3 protein-coding genes are annotated in these 2444 nt (G+C 39.2%); 2 read left to right on the top strand and 1 reads right to left on the bottom strand.

The features are described from left to right. Together VE944_RS23300 and VE944_RS23295 are read left to right on the top strand one after the other, a co-directional pair. A partial coding sequence (locus VE944_RS23300; protein WP_324982573.1) for a DUF6174 domain-containing protein occupies positions 1-513 on the top strand: 513 nt, incomplete at its 5' end. A 518-nt stretch (positions 514-1031) separates the two neighbouring features. Next, positions 1032-1871: a DNA/RNA non-specific endonuclease gene (locus tag VE944_RS23295; RefSeq protein WP_414690160.1), complete on the top strand. Its 840-nt coding sequence runs from the start codon at positions 1032-1034 to the stop codon at positions 1869-1871. A 79-nt stretch (positions 1872-1950) separates the two neighbouring features. Here VE944_RS23295 and VE944_RS23290 read toward each other — a convergent pair whose 3' ends face one another. Next, positions 1951-2343 (bottom strand): nuclease A inhibitor family protein, encoded by a 393-nt coding sequence (locus tag VE944_RS23290; protein WP_324982570.1) that lies wholly within the window; start codon positions 2341-2343, stop codon positions 1951-1953. Positions 2344-2444 lie beyond the last annotated feature (101 nt).

Below are 2444 nucleotides of genomic sequence, written 5' to 3'. Positions count from 1 at the left end.
ATTGATATGCGTTTACCTATGATTATCAGTGCCGGGTTATTGCTATCTTTCGGACTGAACCTACCAGTAATGTCTAAATCTCCCATAGAGATAGCACAATCGCCACCGAATAATAACTTGAATTTAAGGCGAGCAGAACAGCGATTAGAATTTAATCGCCGTTTCTGGAATCAGCAAAATATTTACAACTATAGTTATGAACTCAGCAATAGTTGCTTTTGTATAGGCGATGCTAGGGGGCCAGTAGTAATTAAAGTACGTAATGGTCAAACAACTTCCATCACTTCTGTAGCTACAGGTAAACCAGTTAATCGAGAATACTTTCAGAATTACAACACAATTCCTAAACTGTTTAATGTGATTCAAGATGCTATCAACCGTAAAGCCGCCAGCCTGAATGTGCGGTACAATGCTAGATTCGGCTATCCAACCCAAATTGATATCGATTACAATAGTCAGATAGCTGATGAAGAAAGATATCTCACCATTGAGAATTTTAAGGTAATTAGATAGCTGCAACTGCAAACAGAAAATTAGAGATTAAAGCAATAAGTATACTTACCTTATCTTGCATAAATGCTTAAATTGTCATCTTGAGCGGAGCGAAACATCTGGTGAAAATTTTCTCTCCTCTGAGTTCCGCTCAAAATGACATTCCTGATTTTTTGACTTTTGCAAGAGGTCTATTAACTGCTGGCGTTTAAGTTTCTATGTCCTGCTGTGCGAATTGCCCTCATTTTTCACATAATTAAATTTCCTCTAAGAAAAAAGATTGCTGTTGCTGATTAGATGTATAAATCTTGGTATAGGGATGGGAAATTTGGAGGTGTAGCCCAACCTAGGCGTAGCTCCTCACCAAGGTAGTGGTAAAGTAGTAATTTGTTGATTGTTAACTCTTGCCGAACAAAGATTTTCAGCTATGGTGTCACTACATTTTTACCATTCCAAAAATCTTTAGTTTTGTATCACTGGATGCTTGATATTAAAGTGAAGAACTCGGACACTGTTTTTGCAATCAAAAGTACAAAAACGTGAAAAAAATCAAGATTTTCAAGTTTCTGCTGCCATTTGTGGTGGTAGTTTTATTCATAATTGGGTTGGCAGAGATCGTACCAGCCCAGCCATCAGGAAGTGTTCACCTAACCCTTGGCAACCCCAGCAATGCTGGAACTTCTAGCCTAAATAACTACTTGCTGGTAAAACCACAGTATGTAATTGGTTACAACTGCTCAATAGGTAGAGCAAATTGGGTGTCTTGGCAGTTGAATAGTAGTTGGTTAGGTAGCACACCAAGGCAAGATAATTTTCGCCCTGATACAACACTTCCTTCTGGGTGCTATCAAGTTCAATCTACCGATTTTAGTGGAAGTGGGTTTGATCGTGGTCACATGACACCTAGTGGTGACAGAACTAGTAGTGTTACCAATAATTCTGCCACCTTTTTGATGAGCAACATGATTGCTCAAGCCCCAGATAACAATCAAGGGATTTGGGCAAACTTAGAGGAATATGCCAGAACTTTAGTAGGACAGGGTAAAGAACTCTATATCATATCTGGTGGATATGGGATAGGCGGTACTGGTTCTAACGGAAGGTTTTATACAATAGCTAATGGACGGGTTCAAGTACCTAGCAGAACTTGGAAAATTATTGTTGTATTGAATACTCCAGGTTCAGGACTTGCTGGCGTGACAACCAGCACGAGAGTCATTGCTGTTAATATTCCCAACACCCAAGGAGTGCGAACAGCGAATTGGAGAAACTATCGGGTTAGCGTTGACTCATTAGAATCTCTAACTGGATACAATTTTCTCTCAGAAGTCTCAACATCTATTCAGTCTGTAATAGAAGCGCAAGTTGACAATTTATAAGTTTGGATGATTTTACAAATGAGAAAGCCTAGCCATCTGTGTAGCTAGGCTTTTATTTAGATAAATTTCCAAACTCTTACTACGTTTCAACCAGTTTTGTTACTACTCCAGCTAAGTCACCATCTTTAGTTTGTCCTATGATATAAGCGTCAATATTTATTTGCCCAACACGATAAACGCTGATGTCACTAAGATTATCTTTAAGTGTCTGGACAAGTGTTTGAAATTTTTTAACATCTTTTTTCTGTAATTCATTGTGCCACTCTTGCTCAAATGCACAATTACGAAAGAGATAGTCCAAGTCTACTACTTCTACTGGCTGGTCTTGAGAACCTGTTAGGTGTAAAATTTTCTCCTGTGTTGCGGGTGCAGCATCTTTCCACTCAACAACCTCAAAAGGGTAATCCGACTCGCTCATCATTAACAAGCCACTACTAGCTTCCTTCAGTTTTTCGACAATCTCGCCGCTCATAGTCATCAGTTTCTAGCAACGCTCATACTGTATCATTCAACTAGCAGCAAAGTGGGAATGGGACAACTCGACCATTGAGTAGAAGATTTAGCGCGGATGGA

Origin of the sequence: Nostoc sp., from assembly GCF_035638895.1 — a bacterium.
Lineage (GTDB): Bacteria > Cyanobacteriota > Cyanobacteriia > Cyanobacteriales > Nostocaceae > Nostoc.
This window is presented reverse-complemented; position numbering and strand designations above follow the sequence as displayed.